This window comes from Lysobacter sp. ISL-50 (assembly GCF_018612875.1).
Taxonomy (GTDB): domain Bacteria; phylum Pseudomonadota; class Gammaproteobacteria; order Xanthomonadales; family Xanthomonadaceae; genus Lysobacter.
Genome location: NZ_JAGGRI010000032.1, coordinates 1 through 22,907, shown reverse-complemented (window position 1 = coordinate 22,907; position 22,907 = coordinate 1). Strand labels below are relative to the sequence as shown.

The 22,907-nt window shown below is 67.4% G+C and carries 24 protein-coding genes; 17 read left to right on the top strand and 7 right to left on the bottom strand.

Annotated features, from left to right (window positions below):
* On the top strand, positions 1-439 hold a 439-nt coding region (locus J7J50_RS18030), incomplete at its 5' end, for a peptidoglycan DD-metalloendopeptidase family protein (protein WP_215056197.1).
* Between the two features lie 220 nt (positions 440-659).
* Positions 660-2,183, top strand: a complete 1,524-nt coding sequence (locus J7J50_RS18025; protein WP_251044673.1) for a S41 family peptidase — start codon at positions 660-662, stop codon at positions 2,181-2,183.
* A 291-nt stretch (positions 2,184-2,474) separates the two neighbouring features.
* Here J7J50_RS18025 and J7J50_RS18020 read toward each other — a convergent pair whose 3' ends face one another.
* Entirely contained in the window at positions 2,475-2,792 is a 318-nt protein-coding gene (locus J7J50_RS18020; protein WP_215056196.1) for a DUF1820 family protein, read from the bottom strand.
* Positions 2,793-2,953: 161 nt separating this feature from the next.
* Complete coding sequence (locus J7J50_RS18015; RefSeq protein WP_215056195.1) at positions 2,954-3,649, bottom strand: rhomboid family intramembrane serine protease; 696 nt, start codon at positions 3,647-3,649, stop codon at positions 2,954-2,956.
* Positions 3,650-3,915: 266 nt separating this feature from the next.
* Here J7J50_RS18015 and J7J50_RS18010 point away from each other — a divergent pair, with 266 nt between their 5' ends.
* Positions 3,916-5,295, top strand: a complete 1,380-nt coding sequence (locus J7J50_RS18010) for an outer membrane protein transport protein (protein ID WP_215056194.1) — start codon at positions 3,916-3,918, stop codon at positions 5,293-5,295.
* Here J7J50_RS18010 and J7J50_RS18005 read toward each other — a convergent pair.
* Entirely contained in the window at positions 5,280-5,450 is a 171-nt protein-coding gene (locus tag J7J50_RS18005; protein WP_215056193.1) for a hypothetical protein, read from the bottom strand. The two genes, J7J50_RS18010 and J7J50_RS18005, sit on opposite strands and share 16 nt — an antisense overlap.
* On the opposite strand from J7J50_RS18005, the gene J7J50_RS18000 reads away from it, so the two are divergent.
* Positions 5,449-6,144 (top strand): MOSC domain-containing protein, encoded by a 696-nt coding sequence (locus J7J50_RS18000; protein ID WP_215056192.1) that lies wholly within the window; start codon positions 5,449-5,451, stop codon positions 6,142-6,144. The genes J7J50_RS18005 and J7J50_RS18000 overlap by 2 nt on opposite strands.
* 57 nt (positions 6,145-6,201) lie before the next feature.
* A complete protein-coding gene (locus tag J7J50_RS17995; protein WP_215056191.1) occupies positions 6,202-6,456 on the top strand; it encodes a DUF2164 domain-containing protein in 255 nt (84 codons plus the stop codon).
* Between the two features lie 126 nt (positions 6,457-6,582).
* Here the strand turns inward: J7J50_RS17995 and J7J50_RS17990 are convergent, their stop codons facing one another.
* Positions 6,583-7,035, bottom strand: coding sequence for a DUF3574 domain-containing protein (locus tag J7J50_RS17990; protein WP_215056190.1), 453 nt, complete (start codon positions 7,033-7,035; stop codon positions 6,583-6,585).
* A gap of 271 nt (positions 7,036-7,306) precedes the next feature.
* Between J7J50_RS17990 and J7J50_RS17985 the strand changes: the two genes are divergently transcribed.
* A complete protein-coding gene (locus J7J50_RS17985; protein WP_215056189.1) occupies positions 7,307-7,693 on the top strand; it encodes a hypothetical protein in 387 nt (128 codons plus the stop codon).
* A gap of 270 nt (positions 7,694-7,963) precedes the next feature.
* Here the strand turns inward: J7J50_RS17985 and J7J50_RS17980 are convergent, their stop codons facing one another.
* Together J7J50_RS17980 and putA are read right to left on the bottom strand one after the other, a co-directional pair.
* Entirely contained in the window at positions 7,964-8,587 is a 624-nt protein-coding gene (locus tag J7J50_RS17980; RefSeq protein ID WP_215056188.1) for a LysM domain-containing protein, read from the bottom strand.
* Positions 8,588-8,828: 241 nt separating this feature from the next.
* Complete coding sequence (gene putA, locus J7J50_RS17975; protein ID WP_251044676.1) at positions 8,829-12,008, bottom strand: bifunctional proline dehydrogenase/L-glutamate gamma-semialdehyde dehydrogenase PutA; 3,180 nt, start codon at positions 12,006-12,008, stop codon at positions 8,829-8,831.
* A gap of 230 nt (positions 12,009-12,238) precedes the next feature.
* Here putA and J7J50_RS17970 point away from each other — a divergent pair, with 230 nt between their 5' ends.
* The 6 genes from J7J50_RS17970 to J7J50_RS17945 all read left to right on the top strand — a co-directional run bounded on the left by J7J50_RS17970 (position 12,239) and on the right by J7J50_RS17945 (position 17,030).
* Positions 12,239-12,493, top strand: coding sequence for a hypothetical protein (locus J7J50_RS17970; protein ID WP_215056186.1), 255 nt, complete (start codon positions 12,239-12,241; stop codon positions 12,491-12,493).
* Between the two features lie 137 nt (positions 12,494-12,630).
* A complete protein-coding gene (gene coxB / locus J7J50_RS17965; RefSeq protein ID WP_215056185.1) occupies positions 12,631-13,608 on the top strand; it encodes a cytochrome c oxidase subunit II in 978 nt (325 codons plus the stop codon).
* Positions 13,609-13,635: 27 nt separating this feature from the next.
* Positions 13,636-15,264 (top strand): cytochrome c oxidase subunit I, encoded by a 1,629-nt coding sequence (gene ctaD, locus J7J50_RS17960; protein ID WP_215056184.1) that lies wholly within the window; start codon positions 13,636-13,638, stop codon positions 15,262-15,264.
* 64 nt (positions 15,265-15,328) lie between these two features.
* Entirely contained in the window at positions 15,329-15,469 is a 141-nt protein-coding gene (locus J7J50_RS17955) for a hypothetical protein (protein WP_215056183.1), read from the top strand.
* The gene (locus J7J50_RS17950) at positions 15,466-16,116 is read left to right on the top strand and encodes a cytochrome c oxidase assembly protein (RefSeq protein ID WP_343222541.1); all 651 of its coding nucleotides are present in this window, start codon (positions 15,466-15,468) and stop codon (positions 16,114-16,116) included. Before J7J50_RS17955 ends, J7J50_RS17950 begins: the two co-directional genes overlap by 4 nt.
* Before the next feature lie 35 nt (positions 16,117-16,151).
* Positions 16,152-17,030: a cytochrome c oxidase subunit 3 gene (locus tag J7J50_RS17945; RefSeq protein WP_215056182.1), complete on the top strand. Its 879-nt coding sequence runs from the start codon at positions 16,152-16,154 to the stop codon at positions 17,028-17,030.
* 464 nt (positions 17,031-17,494) lie between these two features.
* Here the strand turns inward: J7J50_RS17945 and J7J50_RS17940 are convergent, their stop codons facing one another.
* Positions 17,495-17,722, bottom strand: coding sequence for a twin transmembrane helix small protein (locus J7J50_RS17940; protein ID WP_057941396.1), 228 nt, complete (start codon positions 17,720-17,722; stop codon positions 17,495-17,497).
* An 87-nt stretch (positions 17,723-17,809) separates the two neighbouring features.
* Between J7J50_RS17940 and J7J50_RS17935 the strand changes: the two genes are divergently transcribed.
* The 5 genes from J7J50_RS17935 (at position 17,810) to J7J50_RS17915 (ending at position 22,757) form a co-directional block, all read left to right on the top strand.
* Entirely contained in the window at positions 17,810-18,550 is a 741-nt protein-coding gene (locus tag J7J50_RS17935) for an SURF1 family protein (protein WP_215056181.1), read from the top strand.
* Positions 18,551-18,747: 197 nt separating this feature from the next.
* On the top strand, positions 18,748-19,236 hold the full coding sequence (locus tag J7J50_RS17930; RefSeq protein ID WP_251044674.1) for a hypothetical protein: 489 nt from the start codon (positions 18,748-18,750) through the stop codon (positions 19,234-19,236).
* Between the two features lie 79 nt (positions 19,237-19,315).
* Positions 19,316-20,464, top strand: a complete 1,149-nt coding sequence (locus J7J50_RS17925) for a COX15/CtaA family protein (RefSeq protein ID WP_215056198.1) — start codon at positions 19,316-19,318, stop codon at positions 20,462-20,464.
* Complete coding sequence (locus J7J50_RS17920; protein ID WP_215056180.1) at positions 20,464-21,396, top strand: heme o synthase; 933 nt, start codon at positions 20,464-20,466, stop codon at positions 21,394-21,396. The genes J7J50_RS17925 and J7J50_RS17920 overlap by 1 nt, the downstream gene beginning before the upstream one ends.
* Positions 21,397-21,455: 59 nt before the next feature.
* Positions 21,456-22,757: an amidohydrolase family protein gene (locus tag J7J50_RS17915; protein ID WP_215056179.1), complete on the top strand. Its 1,302-nt coding sequence runs from the start codon at positions 21,456-21,458 to the stop codon at positions 22,755-22,757.
* Positions 22,758-22,907: the final 150 nt, after the last annotated feature.

Here is a 22,907-nt window from a genome sequence, read left to right as displayed (position 1 = left end):
CGGCAAACCCGCGCCGGTGCGCCGGCCGCCGGTCGCGGTCGCACGCGCGCCCGCGCCGCAGGTCGGCGGTCTGGGCTGGCCGGTGTCGGGCGCCTTGCTGGCCGGTTTCGGCGGCACCATGCCCGACGGCCGCAGCAGCGAAGGCCTGCTGATCGGCGCGCCGGCCGGGGCCACGGTCAAGGCGGTCGGCGACGGCACCGTGGTGTACTCGGAATGGATGACCGGTTACGGCCTGCTGCTGATCGTCGATCACGGCAACGGCTACATGAGCCTGTACGCGAACAACGATGCGTTGCTCAAGGACGCCGGCGCGACGGTCAAGAAGGGCGACGCGGTCGCCACCGTCGGCAGCTCCGGCGGCCACGGCCGGTCGGCGCTGTATTTCGAACTGCGGCGCGGCGGCCAGCCGGTGAATCCCAACACCTGGCTGCGGCGCTGAGCCATCCGCGGCGGCCGGGCACGGACCGCGCCGCATCCGCCCGAATCTGCCGATCCGGCAAGGTTTGTCGCCTCTAAACCCGCCGCGGATGAATCCTCCGCGGCGGGTCGCGACGGGTTTAACAAAAGCTTGCAAGCGCCCCGCTTAACGTGCGCAGATAATCCATCGAACCCGGCCCGCGCCTAGCGGTCCAACCGCTACCTGTTTCGGAGCGCCGTGCATGTCCTTGCGTCACCCTCTGCGTAATTGGCTACCGCTCGTCCTGGCGCTGAGCGCCGTTCCGGCCATGGCCCAGCAGGCGCCCGAGCCCAATCCGGCCGTCGCGCCCGCGAGTCCGGCGCCGGCCCAGGCGTCGCCGCCCAAGCCCGCCGCCGCGCCCAAACCCGCCGACAGCGAACCCGCGGCCAAGCCCGGCAACGACGACGAGGACAGCGACGATCAGGCCGCGCCGGTGCCGCCGGCCCAGGCGCCGGCCTCGGCCAAGGCCAGGAGCAAGCCGGGCAAGGGAGAAGACGACGCCGATTCCAAGGTGCCGATCGACGAAATCCGCCGCTACGTCGCCGTCTACAACGCGGTCAAGCAGGCTTATGTCGAGCCGGTCGACGACGCCAAGCTGATGCATTCGGCGATCCGCGGCCTGTTGCTCGATCTCGATCCGCACAGCGTCTATTTCGACAAAGTCGCCGCGGAGGATTTCGACGAACAATCGCGCGGCAACTACGAAGGCATCGGCGTGGAACTGCAGCGCCAGCCCGACGGCACCTTGCGCGTGATCGCGCCGATCGACGACACGCCCGCGACCCGCGCCGGCATCAAGGCCGGCGATCTGATCACCGCCATCGACGGCAAACCGTTCAAGGTCGATGACGCCGACAGTTCCGGACCGCTGCGCGGCCCGGCCGGCAGCAAAGTGGTGTTGACCATCATCCGCGAAGGCCGCGACAAGCCTTTCGACGTCACCGTCGCGCGCGAAACCATCCGCGTGGCCAGCGTCAAGGGCCGCATGCTCGAACCCGGCTACGGCTACATCCGCGTCGCCGCGTTCCAGGCCGACACCGCCGCCGATTTCGAGACCCAGCTGGAGAAGCTGAAAACCCAATCCGGCGGAAAACTGCGCGGCCTGGTCATGGACCTGCGCAGCAATCCCGGCGGCCTGCTGACCGCGGCGGTGCAGATCGCCGACGACATGCTCGAGAGCGGCAAGATCGTCAGCACCCGCGGCCGCATCGCGATCAGCGACGCCGAGTTCGGCGCGACCCCGGGCGACCGCCTCGACGGCGCGCCGCTGGTGGTGTTGGTCGATGCCGGTTCGGCCAGCGCCTCGGAAGTGCTGGCCGGCGCCTTGCGCGACAACGGCCGCGCGCGCGTGGTCGGCAGCCGCACCTTCGGCAAGGGCTCGGTGCAGACCGTGCTGCCGCTGGACAACGGCGATTCGGTCAAGCTCACCACCGCGCGTTACTACACGCCCAGCGGCAAATCGATCCAGGCCTTGGGCATCGTCCCCGACGTGGTGATCCGCGCGCCGAAGACGCCGGACAACGACGGCCGCCCGAGCTACACCGAAGCGACCCTGCCGGGCCATCTGCACGGCGACGAAGAAGACGCACCGGGCAGCAACGCCGGCGAAGTGCTCGAAGGCGACGCGCCGATCGCCTCGGCGCTGGCGGAACTGAAGAAACCCGCCGGCGCCAAGGTGCCGACCGCGGTGACCAAGAGCGCAACACCGAGCGCGAACCGGCGCTGAGCGCGGCGATTCGAAGCGATCGAGAAAACACCCGGCCACGGCCGGGTGTTTTCGTTTGCGCGAGGTCTTTTGTAGGAGGGGCTTCAGCCCCGATGCTTTTCGATCAGGTCTCGGCAGATCCGCTTCGCACCCACGAAAAGCATCAAGTCCCTGCGAAAGCCCGAGACCTTTTGTAGGAGGGGCTTCAGCCCCGATGCTCTTCGTTCCGACAAGGCAAGTCTGTCGAGGTCTGATAGAAAAGCATCGGGGCTGAAGCCCCTCCTACAAAAGACTTCGTTGCGCGCGGGCCGCTCAGCGCGGCTTGGCCGGGAACGGAAACGGCGTCACCACTTTTTCGCCGGTGGCCGCGTCGCGGATCGCCGACTGGCCTTTGCGCTCGACTTCCTCGATCCGCACGATGCTCTGCATCGGCAGATGCAGCACCCGCGTGGTGCCGAACTCGTCGCGCAGGCGTTCTTCGGTGGGATCGACCACCACGCCGTCGTGCAGGTCGAACACCAGCTCGCTGATCTCGGTGAACCCCCACAACGTGCCCGAGGCGATCTTGCGCGCGTACAGCTCGTAGATCTTGCCGGCGTTGAGGAAGGTGACTTTGTAGAGAGTGGGCATGGGGGGCTGGGAATCGGGAATCGGGAATCGGGAATCGGGAATCGGGAAAGCGGTTCCGCCGCGAACTGAAATTACCTTGGGGTTCGCGGTCTTAACTCAAGGGCGATGCGTTCCACGCGGCTTTTGCGATTCCCGATTCCCCATTCCCGATTCCCGCCCCATCAGTACCCCCGCTTGCGCCGCAGCCGCCGCGCGATGCCGGCGCGCGCGATCAGCGCGAAGGCGCCGCCGAAGGCGAATCCGGCCAGATGCGCCGACCACGCCACCGCGCCGAACGCCGGGCCGATGAAGGTGAACACGACCTGCAGCAGCGCCCACACCCCGATCAACAACGGCGCGGGCACTTTCACGAACTGCAGGAACAACCCCAGCGGCACCACCACGCCGAGCTTGGCGCTGGGGAACAGCGCCAGGTACGCGCCGATCAGCGCCGACACCGCGCCGCTGGCACCGATGATCAGCCGGTCCGGCGTGGCGATGGCGATCACCGCGGCCAGATTGGCCACCGCGCCGCCGAACAGGAACAGCGCCAGCAACCGCCACGGCCCCATCGCGCGCTCGGCCGGCAGGCCGAAGATCAGCAGGAACACCAGATTGCCGAGCAGATGCGCCCAGTCGGCGTGCAGGAACAAGGCGCTGAACAAGCGCAGCACGCTGCCGTCGCGGATGGCGTCCCACCACGCCTCCGGGTTGGACAGGCCGCCCGACAACGCGCCCCATTCGACCATCAGGCGGCGCTGCTCGGGATCGGGCAGGACCACGGCCGAGACGATGAAGCACATCCACAGCAGCGCGAACAGCAGCGGGGTGGCCCAGCGCAGCCGGGTGCGCTCGCGCGAGGGGATCGACACGAACACCGTTCAGCTCCGCCGACCGGGCACGCGAACGGTGCCCCTGTTAAGGCAGAAATACGACGTAAGTCTCTGTGAAACCTGGGTTTGCGACATCGGTACGGGATGGGTTTGCAGGGTTGGGCGTATTGTTAGCGTTCGGTTAATAGCCGCGCTATAGTGCATACGGCGTCGTACGTCGGGAGGGGTTTCCGGCGGCACGAGGGTCGCTTCGGCGGCTCGCGTGCACACGGCCGAGTCAGACGAAAAATACTCCAACGGAGACTACACGCATGCAACCCTCACACCGCTACACCCGCCTGACCGCGCTCGCGCTCGGTATCGCTGGCGTCATCACGTTCGGTTCGGCCGGTGCAACCGGTTTCCAGATTCGCGAGAACAGCGTCAAGAACCAGGGCCGCTCATTCGCCGGCAGCGCGGTTTCGGAAAACGACGCCTCGGTCGTTTCCAATAATCCGGCGGCGATGGTCAACCTGGACACCGTCACCATCCGTGGCGACGTGACCGCGATCGATCTGACCGCCAAGTTCACCGGCGGCGGCAACGCCGCGGCCGGCACGCCGCTCGCGCGTTCGCTGACCGGTGGCAACGGCGGCGACCCGGGCGACATCACCGCCGTTCCGGCGATGTCGATCGTCGTACCGCTGCACGGCGCCTTCGAGAAGCTCACCCTCGGCGCCCAGCTCAGCGCGCCGTTCGGCCTGAAGACCGAATACGACAGCGACTGGGTCGGCCGCTATAACGCGATCGAGTCGGAAGTGAAGACCATCGACCTGACGCTGTCGGCCGCGATCAAGCTGACCGATCGCTTCTCGATCGGCGCCGGCTTCGTCTACGAGCGCGCCGAAGCGACCCTGACCAACGCGGTGGACTTCGGCTCGGCGATCTGCCGCGTCTCGGCCGCGGCCTGCATCACGCCGAATCCGGTCGCCGCGCCGTTCGGCCCGCAGAAGAACGACGGCCTGGCCAAGGTCAAGGGCGACGACACCGGTATCGGCTGGATCCTGGGCTTCCAGTGGAAGCCGACCGACGCGCTGGCGATCGGTTACTCGCACCGCTCGGAAATCGACCACGACCTGGAAGGCAACATCACCTTCACCAAGCCCGGCTCGGTGGCGGCGTTGTTGGCCGCGCGCGGCATCAATACCTACAACAGCGGCCCTGGCGGCGCGGCGTTGACCACGCCGAGCACCGATACGCTGAGCGTGTCGTACAAGTTCACCGACCAGTTCCGCATGATGTTCGACGCGCAGAAGACCGACTGGCATTCGCTGCAGTCCGTCGATATCAAGCGCGCCGACGGCACGCTGATCACCAGCGAGCAGTTCCAGTGGGAAGACACGATGATGTACGCACTCGGCGCCGAGTACGACTTCAACGATTCCTTCACCCTGCGCGGCGGCGTGGCCAAGGACGAGTCGCCGACCAACGACACGCACCGCACCCCGCGTCTGCCCGACAACGACCGTACCCTGTACTCGCTCGGCCTGACCTGGAACGCGAACGAGCACCTGAGCGTCGATGCGGCCTACACCCGCATCCAGATCGACAGCCCGGACGTCAACGTGGTGTCCTCGAGCGGCTCGACCCTGGTCGGCAAGTTCAAGGGCCACGCCGATCTGTTCGGCATCTCGGCTCAGTACAAGTTCTGATCCAACGCGGTATCGCTGAACGAAAAACCCCGCTTCGGCGGGGTTTTTCTTTTGCGGCGATGCGAGGATGGCGGTATCCGAGCGGCGGCGCCGTCTTCATGGCGGCGCCCGAACGCCGCGCCGGCCGCTACGTCATCCTTGAGCGCCTTCGCCATGATCCGAACCCAAACCGTCATCGACTCGCTGCTGCGCGGCCGCGCGCGGCCGTACACGCGCCCGGGCAGCGTCAGCGCGATCGCCAAGACGCCGTGCGCCGGCCGCGTGCATATCGGCGAAGCGGGCGTGGACGGCGACGAGCAGGGCGACCGCCGCGTGCACGGCGGGCCCGACAAGGCCGTGCATCACTATCCGCGCGAGCATTACCGCGCCTGGCGCGACGAGATCGGCGATCACGCGCTGCTGCGCGCGCCCGGCGCGTTCGGGGAAAACTTCAGCGGCGAAGGCCTCACCGAGGCGCAGGTCTGCCTGGGCGATCGTTATCGCATCGGCGGCGTCCTGCTCGAAGTCAGCCAGGCCCGGCAACCGTGCTGGAAACTCAACGACCGCTTCGGCATCGCCGACATGGCGCGGCGCGTGCAGGCCAGCGGTCGCACCGGCTGGTATTACCGGGTGATCGAAAACGGCGAGGCGATGGCCGGCGACACGCTGGAACTGGTCGAGCGCGCGTGGCCGCAATGGACGCTGCAACGCATCGCGACGATGCTGTACACGCGCACCTTGGATTTCGACGAACTGCGCGCGGCGCAGGCGCTGCCGCTGGTGCCGTCGTGGCGCAAGCTGGTGCGGATGCGGCTGGAGCGCGGCGCGGTCGAGGATTGGGGCTCGCGCATCGACGGGCCGGCGGGTTGAGGCCGGATGCGTGCGCGGCGGTTATCGTATGGGTTCACGCAACGAGCGGACACGGGTATGGCCGAAATCAAGTTCACCGAGGCGGAAAAGGCGTCGATCGTCGCCAAGCTGCAGCGCTATTTCAACGACGAGCTGAGTCAGCAGATCGGCCGGTTCGACGCGGAGTTCTTGATCGACTTCATCTCGGAGGAAATCGGTGGCTATTACTACAACCGCGGTCTGTACGACGCGCAAACGCTGGTGGCGGCCAAGCTCGAAACGGTCGGGGATGAGTTGCTGCAGTTGGAGCGGCGGACCGATTTCAGTCGGTGAGGTCGGGCTGGGGTGTCGGGGCTGATCGGAAAGCGTCGGGGCTGAAGCCCCTCCCACAAAAGCAGGCCCTGCCCAGGGGGCGAGGGGCGATCGGTCTGTCGGGAGCGATCGCCGCGCCAGGGGCGATCAGCCCGCCGTCTTCGTATTCGCCGACTGCTGCGCGAAGCAGGCGCGCGCCGGCGTGCTCACGATCAGCACGGCCTCTTGTTTGAAGCGACGCTTGTATTCGTCGGCGATCTCGACCACGCGCTTGCGTTCTTCGGCGCTGTCCTCGTGGATCAGGTCGATCGCGCGCGAATCTTCCTGTTCGACCTGCCCGCTGTCGCCGCGCCACTGGCCCTTGGCCCGATACACGGTGAGCCCGGCGGGGAAACGCGGAGTGACGAATTCGGCGAGGAAGGCCTGCCACTGCGCTTCGCTGACCGGGCCGTCGGGGCTGTTCATGCCGAACACGACTCGGTCGGCGCGGCGGTCGGTGCAGGCCGAGGGATCGCCGGGTTTGACCGGCAATGGAGCGAGCGAAGCGCAGGCGGTCAGCGCGCACAGCAGCGCCGCGGACAACAAGGATTTGCAGGACATGATCCGTATCTCCCGGGTGGACGGCTCGCGCCGATGACGCGAGCGGGCGGCTTAGTTTCGCAGCAAGCGCGGCGCGGTTTCGCGCGCGCAGTCAAGCTTATCCGCGATGCCCGTCGCAGGCTCGCGCGGCGCGCAGGCGCCAGACTCGGGCACGGCCGCGGCGCTGCGTGAGCGAGGCGGCGCGCCGATCGCACGATTGCGCAGTCCGCTCATGCCGCGCCCTGGTATCGTGGCTTTGTCGCTCGCTGTGTTCCTCGACTTGGGAGCCGCCATGAATTCTTCTTTCGCCCAGTCTCGCCTGCAGGCCTTGCAACCCGGCGATGCCGATTACGCGGTCCTGCTGGATCTGGCCACGCCGCATGCGCGCAAGGCCACCGGCCTGGCCTTGAACTTGAAGATCGACGAACTCGATCGCCAGGGCGATTGGGCGTTCATGCGCTCGCAGATGCGCGGCGCCGACGGGCGCCGGCCCGATTGGAGCGCGAGCGCGTATGCCGAGCAGGCCGCGGCGGGCGGGATGTCGGATACCTATGCGGCGTTGTTCAAGCGCAACGGCGATCAGTGGAGTCTGGTCGCCGAGGCGGTCGCGCCGGGCGATGTGGCTTGGGAGTCGTGGCCGCAGCAGTATGGTGCGCCGGCTGGTTTGTTTGGGTATTGATTGCGGCGAATGGTCTGCCCTGAGGGGCGTGCGTTTGCGTCGAAGTTTCGTCTGGTTGTTCGATGTTGTCAGGCTGCGGCCATCGGCGCGATTGCCGACGATCCACCCAGCCGTCATTCCCGCGAACGCGGGAATCCAGCGACTTCAGGCGTTCTCGCACGAAAGGCACTGGATTCCCGCGTTCGCGGGAATGAAGGTAGGAGAGGGCGCGTAGCCGAAGAGTCGCGCGTGTTCCTGGTACTTAACGGCACCTGGCAACGCCGCAGCGACTCATCGCTTCGACAAGATGTACCAATCCCCCGAAGCCCCGCCCCAGCTGATTTCCTGCGTGCCGTCGGCATTGCGGTTGTTGGAGCCGATGAACTGCGGCCGCCCGTTGCCGTCGAGGCCGGCGAACAGCACAGTGTGCGATTGCCGCGAGTTCTGCATGATGACCACGTCGCCGGGCTTGGCCTGGCTCACGTCCACGCGCTTCCAGCCTTCGGCGCTGAGTTTGTCGCGCAGCACCGCCACCGAATCGGTATGCCAGTTGATCGCGCCGGCCTTCTGCAGGCAGGCGGTGACGAAGTTGGCGCAGCACACGTTGCTGGGCACGTTCGGGTTCATCGGCAGCTCGCCGCTGCGCTTGAGGTCGCTGGCGTCGCGGCCGATGTACTGCCTGGCGATCGCCGCGGCGTTGCCGCTGCCGGTGCCGCTGGGGCGGCCGGCCTTGTCCGGGCCGTCAACGCCGGGATTTCCGGGCCCCGCGCGGCCGTCGAGGGTGAGCGTGCGGCCGGCGTAGATCAGGTCCGGGTCCTTGATCTGCGCGTTGAGCGACATCAAGCGATCGACGCTGGTGTGATAGCGCATCGCGATTTCCGACAGCGTGTCGCCGCGGACGATGTTGTGGATCATTGGAGACTCTCCCGTCGGATTCGAGGAAACCGGTAATCGGAGAGCAGCCCCCTGACTGCACTTGCCGCGCAGTGTTCCGCGCCGCGCCGCGTCGGGAAAGCCGGGACGCGCCCTAGCTAGGGTGATCCCTGATAAGGCCCGCGAACGAAAACGGCGCCGCCCGAAGGCCGCGCCGTTTCGATGTGTCGCACAAGCGGTACTGCGACTGCGCGACGCGAGCGATGCCCGCGCCGCGCGCCGATCAATCGCCCAGGGTCAGCAGCGAAGCGTTGCCGCCGGCCGCGGTGGTGTTGACGGTGATGGTCTTCTCGGTGGTGAAGCGCGGCAGGTAGTGCGGGCCGCCGGCCTTGGGGCCGGTGCCGGACAGGTTCTGGCCGCCGAAAGGCTGCACGCCGACGACCGCGCCGATCTGGTTGCGGTTGACGTAGCAGTTGCCGACCTTCACCCGCGTGCTGATGCGGTCGATGGTCTCGTCGATGCGCGAGTGGATGCCCAGGGTCAGGCCGTAACCGGTGGCGTTGATCGAATCGATCACCGCATCGAGCTGATCGGCCTTCCAGCGGATCACGTGCAGCACCGGGCCGAACACTTCCTTATGCAGCTGGTCCAGCGACTTGAGTGCGTACGCGCGCGGGGCGAAGAAGCTGCCGTGAGCGCTGTCGGCATCGACCGCCACTTCGGCGATCTTGCTCGCTTCGCGGTCCATGCGCGCGGCGTGATCGACCAGCATCTTCAGCGCGTCTTCGTCGATCACCGGGCCGACGTCGGTCGACAACAGGCCCGGATCGCCGACCTTCAGCTCGGCCATGGCGCCGGCGAGCATGGTGGTGACCTTGTCGGCGATGTCTTCCTGCACGAACAGCACGCGCGCGGCCGAGCAGCGCTGGCCGGCCGAGGTGAAGGCCGAGCCGATCGCGTCCTTGACCAGTTGCTCCGGCAGCGAGGACGAGTCGGCGATCAGCGCGTTCTGGCCGCCGGTCTCGGCGATCAGCACGCCGATCGCGGCGTCGCGCGCGGCCAGCGAACGGTTGATCGCGCGCGCGGTGTCGGTGGAACCGGTGAAGGCCACGCCGGCCACGCGCGGGTCCTTCGTCAGCGCCGCGCCGACGGTGGCGCCGTCGCCGGGCAGGAACTGCAGCACCGCTTCGGGCACGCCGGCTTCGTGCAGCAGCTTGACCGCGTAGTAGCCGATCAGATTGGTCTGTTCGGCCGGCTTGGCGATGACGCTGTTGCCGGCGGCGAGCGCGGCGGAGATCTGCCCGGCGAAGATCGCCAGCGGGAAGTTCCACGGGCTGATGCAGACGAACACGCCGCGGCCGGACAGGTGCAGGGTGTTGGATTCGCCGGTCGGGCCGGGCAGGGCTTCGGGCGCGAACAGCTTGCGCGCCTGGGCCGCGTAGTAGCGCAGGAAATCGACCGCTTCGCGCACTTCGGCGACGCCGTCGGGAATGGTCTTGCCGGCTTCCTTCGTGCACAGCGCGATGTACTGCGGCATGCGCTCTTCGAGCAAGGTCGCGGCGTGTTCGAGGATGGTGGCACGGCTGGCGGCCGGCATCGCATCCCACGATTCCTGCGCGGCGACCGCGTTCTTCAGCGCCAGCTCGACCGTGGCGCTGTCGGCGGCCTTCCACTGGCCGACGATTTCGCGGCGGTCGGCGGGATTGGTCACGGCGATGTCGGGGCCGGTCGCGTTCGCGCCCGGCACCAGCGGCGTGGCGCGCCAGTCGGCGCTCGCGGCGGCGTTGACTTGCTCGGCGAGGGTCTGCAGTTGCTGGTCGTTGGCGAGATTGACGCCCATGGAATTGGTCCTGTCGGAATACTTGTTCGAATCCGCGAAGCTGCGGTAGAGATCGGCCGGAAGCGGAATGCGCGGATGCGGGATGCTGTCGAAGGCGGACACGGTCTCGACCGGGTCCTGGATCAGGTCGTCGATCGCGATGGCTTCGTCGGTGATGCGGTTGACGAAGCTGGAGTTGGCGCCGTTTTCCAGCAGGCGGCGCACCAGGTACGGCAGCAGGTCTTCGTGCGAACCCACCGGCGCGTACACGCGGCAGGGCGCGTTCAAGCGGTCGGCCGGGATCACTTCGGCGTAGAGGTCGTCGCCCATGCCGTGCAGCTTCTGGAATTCGAAGTGCCGCTCGCGGCCCATGGCCTTGGCGCGGCGGTGGATGGTGGCGATGGTCTGGGCGTTGTGCGTGGCGAACATCGGGTAGATGGCGTCGCTGGCTTCGAGCATGCGCCGCGCATTGGCGAGGTAGGACACGTCGGTGTTCGGCTTGCGCGTGAACACCGGATAGCCGGCCTGGCCATCGACCTGGGCGCGCTTGACCTCGCTGTCCCAGTACGCGCCCTTGACCAGGCGCACCGGGATGCGGCGGCCGGTCTTGCGGGCGAGATCGGCGATGAAGTCGATCGCTTCCGGCGCGCGCTTTTGATACGCCTGGATCGCCAGGCCGTAGCCTTCCCAGCCGTCCAGCGACTTGTCGCTGTACGCCGCGGCGATCACGTCCAGCGACATTTCCAGACGGTCGGCTTCTTCCGCGTCGATGGTGAAACCGATGCCGTAGCCCCTGGCCAACTGCGCCAGTTCCAGCACGCGCGGGATGAGTTCGGCGAACACGCGCTCGCGCTTGGCGTGCTCGTAGCGCGGATGCAGCGCCGACAGCTTGACCGAGATCGACGGCGTGGCGAACACGTCGGCGTTCTTGTAGTTGCCGCTCTTGCCGATCGCATGGATCGCATCGCGATAAGCCTGCAGATAACGCAGCGCGTCCTTGGTGGTCAGCGCGCCTTCGCCGAGCATGTCGAAGGAATAGCGGTAATGCGCGTTGTCGCCCTTCTTCGAGCGCGACAGCGCCTCGCCGATGGTGCGGCCCATGACGAACTGGTGGCCCATGATCCGCATCGCCTGGCGCACGGCCAGGCGGATCACCGGCTCGCCGACGCGGCCGACCAGGCGCTTGAAGGCGTTGTGGACGTCGCGCTTGGTGTCGTCGGCCAGATCGACCAGCTTGCCGGTCAGCATCAGGCCCCAGGTCGAGGCGTTGACCAGCACCGAATCCGACTGGCCCAGATGCCGCTTCCAGTCGGCCTCGCCGAGCTTGTCGCGGATCAGCTTGTCGGCGGTGTCCTGATCCGGAATGCGCAGCAGCGCCTCGGCCACGCACATCAGCAGCACGCCTTCGTCGCTGCCCAGGTCGTACTGGCGCATGAAGGCTTCGATCGCGCCCTGATCCTGGGCGCGGGCGCGCACGCGCTTGACCAGATCGGCCGCGGTGGCCTGGGCGGCGTCGCGGTCGGCGTCGGGCAGGCGCGCGAGTTCGAGCAGATAGCGCACGTGCTCGGCTTCGTCGCGCACCCAGCCGCGGGTGAGCGCGGCGCGCGCGCCCTCGGGCGCGGGCGGCAGTTCGGGGCTGATCATCGCGTGCGGCGGCGGGGTGCCAGGACGCGGCGGCGGGCCGTCGCTGGCGACGGCGGAGGAGGCGTTGGTGGACATCGGACCCGGGACAGGGGTGGGAAGTCCACCATTTTAGAGCTTTATCTCGGGCGCCATCTGCTCTTTTTCGGCCGGCTGCTGGGCGGCCGCGCCGTGCGCAGGAGTAGGGTGGCGCCGCGCGGGCCGGCGCGCCGGCGGCCCGGAACCGGCGGCGGATGCGCGAACCGACCGGCTCGGCAAGGTCGCATCCGCGCGCCGCGGCGGCGCCGATCGCCACCGGAACTTGCACCGGTCACGTTTGCGACGCGTGCTTCGCCATGCTGTACAAGGGACGTCGATCGGGCGAAAACCGCGTCGTTTCCGCCACCGAGCGCGTTCGCTCCGGCAAGCTCGACGCAAGTGGCGGGTTGCCGCAGGACGGGGCGGCCGCTACCATTTCGCGGTTATCCGTAGCGCCGATGCCGGCGTGATGGGCCCGGTCAGGGCTCGCCAGCCACCTCTAGCCCCCACATGTTCCTCGCCCCTGGTCGGCGCGGCCCGTGCCGGGAGCGGAGGCAGCCCGCGGAGCGCGTTAGATCACCACACTGATTTTTCGGGGCTCGAACTGATGAAAGCCGGTCGTTTCAAGCAGTGGGCAGCAGGCATCGCCTCGATGGCGCTGCCAGTCATTGCGTTCGCTCAGGCCGCGGACCCTAAGCCGTGGCAGCTGAATATGGGCAAGGGTGTCACCGCCCAATCGATGAACGCCTACTCGGCTCACCAGCTCGCGCTGTGGATCTGCGTGGTGATCGGCATCCTGGTCTTCGGCGCGATGGCCGTGGCCATGTTCAAGTTCCGCAAGTCCAAGGGCGCGGTGCCCGACAAGGACTTCACCCACAGCACCAAGCTGGAGATCGTCTGGACGGTCGTGCCGGTGGTGCTGCTGGTGCTGATGGCGTTCCCCGCCACCAGCAAGCTCATCAAGATGTACGACACCCGCGATTCGGCCATGACCGTCAAGGTCACCGGCTACCAGTGGATGTGGAAATACGACTACCTGGGCGAGGGCGTGAGCTTCACCAGCCGCCTGGACCGCAAGAGCGACCAGCTGCGCCAGAGCGGCAAGCACGTCACGAAGGCCGACCACGAGCACTACCTGCTCGACGTGGACAACGTCCTGGTCCTGCCGACCGAGACCAAGATCCGCTTCGTCATCACCGCCGACGACGTGATCCACGCCTGGTGGGTGCCGGCCCTGGGCTGGAAGCAGGATGCGATCCCGGGCATCGTCAACGAGGCCTGGACCGACATCAAGGAACCGGGCATCTACCGCGGCCAGTGCGCCGAGCTGTGCGGCAAGGACCACGGCTTCATGCCGATCGTCGTGCGCGCGGTGCCCAAGGCCGAATACCAGCAGTGGCTGGCCGAGCAGAAGGCCAAGAACGCGCCGCCTGCGCCCGCTGCTGCACCTGCCGCGCCGGCGACCCCGGCTGCTGCGCCTGCCGCCGCTGCGACCGGAGCCGCCGCGGCGACTCCGGCCGCTGCGAGCACCCCGAATTCCGACGCCCCGGTCGCCGCCCCGAAGGGCGCCGCGACCGCGGGTTGATCGTCAAGCATTAATCAGAGGTAGGCCATGGCAGCCACGCATCCCGTCGCCGATCATCATCACGATCACCACGATGATCACGCCCACAAACAGGGCTTCATCGAGCGTTGGTTCTTCTCGACCAACCACAAAGACATCGGCACGCTGTACCTGATCTTCAGCTTCGTGATGTTCATCATCGGCGCTGGCATGTCGGTGGTGATCCGCGCCGAGCTGGCCGAACCGGGCCTGCAGTTCGTCAAGCCCGAGTTCTTCAACCAGATGACCACCATGCACGCGCTGGTGATGATCTTCGGCGGCGTGATGCCGGCCTTCGTCGGCCTGGCCAACTGGATGATCCCGCTGCAGATCGGCGCGCCGGACATGGCGCTGCCGCGCATGAACAACTGGTCGTTCTGGATCCTGCCGTTCGCCTTCACCCTGCTGCTGATGACCCTGTTCCTGCCGGGCGGCGCGCCGGCCGGCGGCTGGACGCTGTATCCGCCGCTGTCGCTGCAGGGCGGCAACAACGTCGCCTTCGCGATCTTCGCCATCCACATGATGGGCATCAGCTCGATCATGGGCGCGATCAACGTCATCGCCACCATCCTCAACATGCGCGCCCCGGGCGTGGACCTGTTGAAGATGCCGATCTTCTGCTGGACCTGGCTGATCACCGCCTTCCTGCTGATCGCGGTGATGCCGGTGCTCGCCGGCGCGGTGACGATGCTGCTGACCGACAAGTTCTTCGCCACCTCGTTCTTCAACGCGGCCGGCGGCGGCGACCCGGTGATGTTCCAGCACATCTTCTGGTTCTTCGGGCATCCGGAGGTCTACATCATGATCCTGCCGGCCTTCGGCGTGGTGTCGGAGATCATCCCGACCTTCAGCCGCAAGCCGCTGTTCGGCTACCAGGCCATGGTGTACGCGACCGCCTCGATCGCCTTCCTGTCGTTCATCGTGTGGGCGCACCACATGTTCACCGTCGGCATGCCGCTCGGTGGCGAGATCTACTTCATGTTCGCGACCATGCTGATCGCGGTGCCGACCGGCGTGAAGGTGTTCAACTGGGTCACCACCATGTGGCGCGGCTCGATCTCGTTCGAGGCGCCGATGCTGTGGGCGATCTCGTTCGTGATCCTGTTCACCATCGGCGGTTTCTCCGGCCTGATGCTCGCCATCGTGCCGGCCGACTTCCAGTACCACGACACCTATTTCGTGGTCGCGCACTTCCACTACGTGCTGGTGACCGGCGCGCTGTTCTCGATCATCGCCGCGGTCTACTACTGGTGGCCGAAGTGGACCGGCCGCATGTACAGCGAGCCGATGGCCAAGTTCCATTTCTGGTGGACGATGATCTTCGTCAACCTGCTGTTCTTCCCGCAGCACTTCCTGGGTCTGGCCGGCATGCCGCGCCGCATCCCGGACTACAACGTGGTGTTCGCGGACTGGAACCTGGTCAGCTCGATCGGCGCGTTCGGCATGTTCCTGACGCCGTTCATGATGCTGGGCATCCTGTGGCACTCGAAGCTCGCCGGTGCCAAGGCCGAGCCGCGTTCGTGGGAAGCCGCGCGCGGCCTGGAGTGGACGTTGCCGAGCCCGGCGCCGCACCACACCTTCGGCACGCCGCCGGTCATCCGCGACGGCGACCTCGCCCACGGCGACATCACCCACTGATCCAGGCGCGGCGGCGCGCGCGGCGGTCGGTGACGATCGCGGCGCGGCCCCGGAGACGGAGACCATGAACCAGCCCAGCGACCAGCACGATCTCGCCCAACGCCGTTCGGCCGCGCGCCGCACCGCGCTGTGGTTCGGGCTGGCCGCGGTGGCGGTGTACGTGGTGTTCATCGTCGCCGGCGTGGTCGGCGGGATGGGCAAGTGAGTACCTCCGGCCCGCAGCACGACGACGCCTCGCGCGAGCTCGCGCAGCGCGACCTCGATCAGGCGCGCAAGCAGGCCGGCCCGAAGATGACCAAGATCATGGTCTTCGTCGCGCTGGGCGCTTTCGGTTTCACCTTCGCGCTGGTGCCGATGTACCGCATCGCCTGCGAGAAGGTGTTCGGCATCCGCCTGGAACGCGGCGTGGCGCAAGCCGATCGCGGCGGGCACGCGGTGTCCGATCGCATGGTCACGGTGCAGTTCGACGGCAGCGTCAATTCCAAGCTGCCCTGGGACTTCAAGCCCAACCAGCTCAGCATGAAGGTGCGTCCGGGCGAGCAGTACGAGACCACGTACCACGCCCGCAACGCCACCGACCGCGCCATCGTCGGCAGCGCTTCGCCCTCGGTGGCGCCGGCGCGCGCGTCGGGTTATTTCAACAAGACCGAATGCTTCTGCTTCACCGCCCAGACCCTGCAGGCCGGCGAAGTGCGCGAGATGCCGGTGCGTTTCATCGTCGATCCGAATCTTCCGGCCGACGTGGAAACCATCACCCTGTCCTACACTTTCTTCAAGAACGACGTGCTCACCGCACGGCTGCAGCAAGGCGCGGTCTCCAAGACGCCGTCCTCGCCGCTGGCCGCGCCGTGAGCTGGCTCAGCACCACTTAATTACGGAACGCCGCCATGGCCCACGCTCACACGCCAGACGCCAACATCTATTACGTCCCGCATAGCAGCCGCTGGCCGTTCCTCGGTTCGATCGGTCTGTTCACGACCATGATCGGCGTCGCCAGCTGGCTCAACGAAGTCAGCTGGGGCAAGCCCACCTTCTTCGTCGGCATCGCGTTCCTGATCGCGGTGCTGTTCGGCTGGTTCGGCGACGTGATCCGCGAATCGGTGCGCGGCCACTACAACAAGCAGGTGGACGTGTCCTTCCGCATGGGCATGGTCTGGTTCATCTTCTCGGAAGTGATGTTCTTCGCGGCGTTCTTCGGCGCGCTGTTCTACGCCCGCCAGTTCGCGCTGCCGTGGCTCGGTGGCGACGGCGACGGCGTGATGACCAACGCGCTGCTGTGGCCGGACTTCAGCGCGGCCTGGCCGAGCAGCGGCCCGGCCGGCGTCGGCGGCAGCTACGAGACCATCCCGGCCTGGGGCCTGCCGCTGCTCAACACCCTGATCCTGCTGACCTCCGGCTCGACGGTCACCGCCGCGCACCACGCGCTCAAGGGCGGCCACCGCAAGGCGTTGCTGGTCTGGCTGGGCATCACCGTGCTGCTGGGCTGCACCTTCCTGTTCTTCCAGGCGGAGGAGTACATCCACGCCTACACCGAGCTGAACCTGACCCTGGGTTCGGGCATCTACGGTTCGACCTTCTTCATGCTCACCGGCTTCCACGGTCTGCACGTGACCTTGGGCACGCTGATGCTGGCGATCATCTGGTTCCGTTGCTTGAAGGGCCATTTCGACAAGGACAACCATTTCGCGTTCGAAGCGGTGGCCTGGTACTGGCACTTCGTGGACGTGGTCTGGCTGGGCCTGTTCCTGTTCGTGTACGTGCTGTAAGCGCGGCGACAGGATCGGCAAAGCAGAACGAGGGCCGGCGCTGCCGGCCTTTCGTTTTTTGGTTGGTGGTTGATTGGCGGGCTGATTGACTGGTTGGTGGCTCAAAGGCCAGCGACGACACGCGATGTAGTCGTCGCGGAAGTCAGCAAGACAAACGTGCGTGTACCGCACAAGGACGCCATTAGTCGGCAAGACGGATCGGCGTGTAACTCACAAGGACGTCATTCCCGCGAAGGCGGGAATCCAGTGCCTTCAAGCGTTCTCGCACGAAAGGCACTGGATTCCCGCCTTCGCGGGAATGACGATCTGGAAGATGCGTCGTGGCTGCAGGTCGCTGACTTCGGGCGCGTAAGCTAGTTGCTCGGATGCAAAACCGTCGCACGCCGCCCGCCAGTACTACCGCCCGCAGTACGTAGTCCGCGCAACACCCGAGCCATCCGCCAGCCGAACCCAGCCAGCCGGCGTCAATGCGGATTGGATCCCACGCCATGCGGCGTGATCCAGCCCATGTAGATCGCCAGGATCACGAGCAGAATCAACGCCACCGACAGGACGATACGGCGGGTCAGGGCATTGACGGTGCGTTTGCTCTGGCCCTTGTCCACCAGCATGTAATACAGCCCGGCACCCAGGTTCCACAGAATGACGATCAGGAAGGCGACAACCAGCAAGATCTTCAGCGATTCGTTCATCGCGGCCTCCTCGGGTGCGCGCAGCGGGCGCGCGGATGCGATGCGCGGATTATCGCAGTTCGCCCGCGCTTGCGGCGGCGACGCGCCGTGAGCCGCCGCGGCGGACGCTGGTTCGGCTGGGCGCTGGCGCTGGCGGTGATCGCGCTGTTCGTCCACCTGGGCCTGTGGCAGGCGCGGCGCGCGGTCGAGAAGCAGGGCATGCTCGATGCCGCCGCGGCGGTGATGAGCGAACGCATCGCCCGTCCGTTGTCGATCGCCGCCGACGCCAGCCGCGCGCACGCTTACGACTGGGCCTCGGGCCTGGGCCGGTTCGATTCGCGCGGCGCGCTGCTGCTGGACAACCAGCAGCGCGGCGGCCGCGCCGGCGTGCGCGCCTATCGCATCTTCCTGCCCGACCAGGGCGCGCCGCTGCTGGTCGATCTGGGTTGGCTGCCGCTGGCCGGCGACCGCAAGCTGCCGGCGATCGCCCGCCCCGAGGGCGAACTGGCGCTCAGCGGCCTGCTGACCGCGCCGCCGTCCACCGGCATCGCCCTGGGCGCCGGCATCGGCCGCGAAGGCGAAGGCTGGCTGCTGACCCGGGTCGATACCGCCGCGATCGCGCGCGCAACCGGCCTGAGCGCGCCGCTGGCGCCGCGGGTGCTGCGGCTGGACCCGGCGCTCAAGCTCGGCTATGAGCGCGATCTGGAATTGCTGGCCAATACCCTGCCGCCGCAGCAACATCGCGGATATTCGCTGCAGTGGTTCGCGCTCGCCGCCGCGGTGCTGGTCACCGCCCTGATCCTTACCTTCCGCCGCAAGCGGCCCCGCAACGAGTCAGACCGCCCATGACCGATCCCGTTACTCCCAACTCTGGTGCCGGCGCTTCGGGCCCCGGCGGAGCCGGCGCCGCTTCTCGCGAGTCCGGCGCCACTCCTCGGGAGTCCGGCGCCGCTTCTGCGGGTTCTGCGCTGGACTCCGGGTCTAATCGGCAGCGCAACCGTAACCGTTTGGTGTTGGTGCTGATCGCAGCGTTCTTCTTCGTGCCGATGCTGATCGCCGGAATCATGCGCTTCACCGATCAGCACCCGGCGGTGACCCGCCAGCACGGCGAACTGCTCGATCCCAAGCCCGACCTGCGCGCGCTGCAACTGCGCGGCGCCGACGGCGCGCCGTATGCCTGGAACCCGCAGGCGCGGGTCTGGCGCATCCTGGTCGCGCCGCAGCCCGGCTGCGCCCGCCTGTGCGTCCGATTGTCGCGGCAGCTGGACACGGTCTGGCAGCTGTTCGGCAAGGACGCGGACCATGTCGAGGTGCTGTGGCTGGGCGAACCGCCGGCCGGCGCGGCGCGTCCGGCCTCGCTGCGGGTGCTGGAGCGCTCGCCGGAACTGCTCGCCCGCCTGCCGCGGGTGGACGACCCGGCCGGGCTGCCGGTGTATGTGATCGACCCGAACGGCTTCGTGATTCTGCGCTACCCTCCCGGCTTCGATCCGGGCGGCCTGCGCGCGGACCTCGCCAAGCTGCTGAAACTGATGTGACCGGCGGGCCGGCGCGGCGGCGCCGTCGCCGGATCGCAGGCATCGAGCAGGAAAGAGTTTTCGAATGAGCGTAACCAGCATGACCGGCCTGAACGCCTCGGGCCTGTACAAGAATTTCCACCGCATCGCGTGGCTGGCCGTCGCGCTGGCGCTGTGCGTGATCGTGTTCGGCGCCTTCGTGCGCCTGTCCAACGCCGGCCTGAGCTGTCCCGACTGGCCGACCTGCTACGGCCGCGCGGCGTGGCCGACCACCGCGCACGAGATCACCGATCACGCCGCCACCGCGATCCGCCCGGTGGAAGTGCACAAGGCCTGGCGCGAGCAATTCCATCGCATGATCGCCGGCCTGCTCGGCGTGCTGGTGTTGATCCTGGCGCTGGTGTCGGCGCGCCGGCGTAGCAAGGGCATGGCGCAGATCGCCGCGGCCGCGCTGGTGGTGGCGATCGCGATCCCGCTTTACATGAAGGGCCAGCATGTCGCCGCCTCGGCCTTGGCGATCCTCGGCGAAGCCATCCTGCTGGCCGCCGCCGCGCGCTGGAGCAACACCGATCTGTCGCGGGTGTCCGCGCTGACGCTGGCGGTGATCATCTTCCAGGCCCTGCTGGGCATGTGGACGGTGACCTGGCTGCTCAAGCCGATCGTGGTGATGGGCCATCTGCTCGGCGGCCTGCTGACGTTCTCGCTGCTGGTGTGGACCGCGTGGCGCGCGACCGACCAGCCGATCCGGCTCGCCGAAGCGGCCAGCGTGCGTCGCCTGATCATGTTCGGCATCGCCGTGCTCGGCGTGCAGATCGCGCTCGGCGGCTGGACCAGCGCCAACTACGCCGCGCTGGCCTGTGGCAACGATTTCCCGACCTGCGTCGGCCAGTGGTGGCCGCGTCACGACTTCGGCGAAGCCTTCGTGCTGTGGCGCGGCATCGGCGTGGACTACGAAGGCGGCATTCTCGACGGCGAGGCGCGCATCTCGATCCAGCTCGCGCACCGCGTCATGGCCGGCGTGGTCTTCGTCTATCTGCTGGGCCTGACGGTCAAGCTGCTGCGCACGCCGGGCATGCGCGGCTGGGCCACGCTGCTGGGCGCGCTGACCTTGCTGCAAGTGGGCCTGGGCATCGCCAACGTCAAGCTGAGCCTGCCGCTGGCGGTCGCCGTCGCGCACAACGGCGGCGCCGCGCTGCTGCTGTTCGCGCTGGTGTCCCTGCTCGCGCGCCTGCGCACACCGGAGCCGTGATGAACGCACCCAGCCGTCCCACCGCCAGACAGTACTGGGCGCTGACCAAGCCGCGCGTGGTCGCGCTGATCGTGTTCACCGCGATCGTCGGCATGTTCATGGCCGTGCCGGGCTGGCCGCCGGCGCGCGAGGCGATCCTGGGGTTCCTCGGCATCTGGCTGGCCGCGTCTTCGGCGGCGGCGATCAATCAGCTGCTGGATTCGCGCATCGACGCGAAGATGGCGCGCACCTCGTGGCGGCCGATCGTCGCCGGCCAGGTCACGCCGACGCAGGCGCTGGTATTCGCGCTGATCCTGGCCGCGGCCTCGATGCTGATCCTGGTGGTGTGGGTCAATCTGGTCACCGCGGTGCTGACCTTCGCTTCGCTGATCGGCTACGCGGTGATCTACACCGTCTTCCTCAAGCGCGCCACGCCGCAGAACATCGTCATCGGCGGCGTCGCCGGCGCCGCGCCGCCGCTGCTGGGCTGGGCCGCGGTCACCGGCATGCAGGGCGAGTGGGACTGGGCGCATGCGCTGCTGCTGGTGCTGATCATCTTCGTGTGGACGCCGCCGCATTTCTGGGCGCTGGCGATCTTCCGCCGCGCCGACTACGCCCGCGCGATGGTGCCGATGCTGCCGGTCACCCACGGCGTGCAGTACACGCGCTGGCAGATCCTGTTCTACACCGTCTTGCTGGTCGCGGTGACCGTGCTGCCGTGGGCGGTGGGCATGAGCGGCCTGTTCTACCTGGGCGGTGCGCTGGTGCTGGGCGCGGTGTTCCTCTACTACGCCTGGAAGCTGATGGACCCGCCGGACGAACTCTATGCGATGCGGGTTTTCAACTACTCGATCGTCTACTTGATGGCGTTGTTCGCTTTTCTGATGATCGACCACTGGCTGCTGCCTTCGCTGCAGCCGGCGGCGGCGTTCGAACTGCAGCCGATGCGCTGATCGCCCGCGCCGCGCCGGCGCCGGGCACCATCGTCCAAAAATCCGGGGAGTGGCTGTCGATGAGGAAACCGATCCTTCATTTCGTCGCGGCGCTCCTGCCGCTGGCCGCCGTGTCGGCGGCGCAGGCGCAAGACGCGCAGGCCGCGCCGCCGCGCGAGTTGGTGGTCACCGCCGCCAGGCTGTTCGATTCGCGCAGCGGCAAACTCATCGATCGCCCGCAGGTGCTGATCCGCGACGGCCGCATCGTCGAAGTCGGCCGGGCCGGCGATACCGCGCCGGCCGCGGCCAAGCGCCTGGATCTGCCCGGCATGACCTTGCTGCCGGGCTTGATCGACATGCACACGCATATCGACTCCGACCCGCACTACGGCGGCTACACCTATCTGCAGTTCGGCGACCGCTTCTGGTCGATGCTCGCGGTGAAGCACGCGCGGCAGACGCTGGATGCCGGCTTCACCACCATCCGCAACGTCGGCTCCGACGCCTGGAACGACATCGGCCTGCGTCAGGCCATCGACGAAGGCGAGCTGACCGGCCCGCGCATCGTCGGCGCCGGCTACGCCTTCGGCGCCACCGGCGGCCATTGCGACTCGACCTTCTTCCCGCCGTCGATGGCGCAGAAGAGCCCGTACAACGCCGACACGCCCGAGCAGGGCCGCCAGCGCGTGCGCGAACTGCGCAAGTACGGCGCGACGGTGATCAAGATCTGCGCGACCGGCGGCGTGTTCTCGCGCAATACCGAACCGGGTCAGCAGCAGCTGAGCTATGAGGAAATGAAGGCGATCGCCGATGAAGCGCATCAGTGGGGCCTGCGCGTGGCCGCGCACGCGCACGGCGCCAGCGGCATTCGCGATGCGATCCGCGCCGGCATCGACACCATCGAACACGCCAGCCTGATCGACGATGAAGGCATTCGCCTGGCCAGGCAGCACGGCACTTGGTTGTCGATGGACATCTACAACACCGATTACACCCAGGCCGAGGGCAAGAAGAACGGCGTGCTCGAAGACAATCTGCGCAAGGATCGCGAGGTCGCCGATATTCAGCGCGAGAATTTCCGTCGCGCGCATGCCGCTGGCGTGAAGATGGTTTACGGCACCGATTCGGGCGTGTATCCGCATGGCCTCAACGGCCGGCAGTTCGCGGTGATGACGCGCTACGGGATGAGCGCGGCGCAGGCGATCCAGAGCGCGACTTCGAATGCGGCCGAAGCGTTGGGGCGCAACGATGTGGGCATCGTCGAGAAAGGGCGATGGGGCGATCTGATCGCGGTGGCGGGCGATCCGACCGCGGATGTGAGGCTGCTCGAATCGGTGCCGGTGGTGATCAAGGGCGGCGAGGTGGTGAAGGACGCGCGGTGATGCCGGGCCTTTGATCTTCGCTCGTCACTTTGCCCCCTTTGAAAAAGGGGGCGAGCGCCCGGCGCCAGTTTCGTTTCGAAGTGAAGGCCTATGGCGCGGGGGATTTGCTTTTTGCGCGGAGCGCGCAGGAGCAAAAGCAAAGGGGCTGTC